Origin of the sequence: Marinomonas sp. 5E14-1, from assembly GCF_039939215.1 — a bacterium.
Classification (GTDB): domain Bacteria; phylum Pseudomonadota; class Gammaproteobacteria; order Pseudomonadales; family Marinomonadaceae; genus Marinomonas.
Genome location: NZ_JBDXMW010000032.1, coordinates 1 through 992, shown reverse-complemented (window position 1 = coordinate 992; position 992 = coordinate 1). Strand labels below are relative to the sequence as shown.

1 protein-coding gene is annotated in these 992 nt (G+C 42.1%); it reads right to left on the bottom strand.

Going from position 1 to position 992, the window contains the following annotated elements; genetic code table 11:
• Positions 1–992, bottom strand: a 992-nt coding sequence (locus ABFY09_RS15085; RefSeq protein WP_347985100.1) for a methyl-accepting chemotaxis protein, incomplete at both ends; no start/stop codon positions are given.

The following is a 992-nucleotide window of genomic DNA, read 5'->3' as shown; positions in this document are numbered from 1 at the left end:
ACATCTACCGATTTGTCTAGTGTTAGTGCTAAGTCGGTCAGGTTAGATGCCATGTTCTTGTTGCTGTTGGAGCTCCCATAAGTTGTTTTAGCAAGGTCGTTAATGGAAACAATGCTAACGTTAATTTCAGACGCAACGTGAGTTTGCTCTTCGGCAGCGGTTGCAATTTGGACGTTCATGTCTTGTATCACAGAGACAGATTGTCTGATAGATTGCAGTGCTTTATTGGCATCGTCTGATTTGCTAGCGGTTGTTTTTGCATCTTCCATGTTGCTATTCATCAACTGAACAGAACGTTTTGCTTCACCCTGTAAGCTGCTAATCACACCTTGAATTTCATTTGTACTTTCTTTAGTTCGGTTAGCAAGGTTACGAACTTCATCAGCAACGACGGCAAAGCCACGACCGTGTTCACCAGCACGAGCGGCTTCAATTGCAGCGTTCAATGCTAGTAGGTTGGTTTGCTCAGATATCGCATCGATAACTTCTAGAATTGCCCCAATACCTTGAGTTTCTTGCTCAAGTTTCGTAGTAACAAGCATTACTTTTTCAATGCCAGACAATAGAGTGGCAATGTCATTATTCATTTCTTTAACGACTTTGATACCTTCATCAGAGAACTGGTTCGCTTCTTTTGCCGCGGAGGATGCTTGTATAGCGTTGCGAGCCACTTCCTCAACCGTCATGGTCATTTCATTCATAGCAGTTGATGTGTTCTCTAATTGCATCATTTGATCTTCAGAGCTTTGGTTTGTTTTGGTTGCAGAGGCAGAAACCTTGTCTGAAGAGGACTTAAGCTGTCCAGTCGCATTATCGATATTGCGGATAATTGATTTCAGGTTATTGATCATCAAAATAGTGGCTGCATAGACCCCTGTTTCTTGACCTGTTACCTGTGTATTTAGTGTTAAATCACCATTGGCAACACGTTTAACAAGCTCTTCGATTTCTTTTGGTTCGCCGCCTATCGGTTTGTACATCAGTTTAACAAC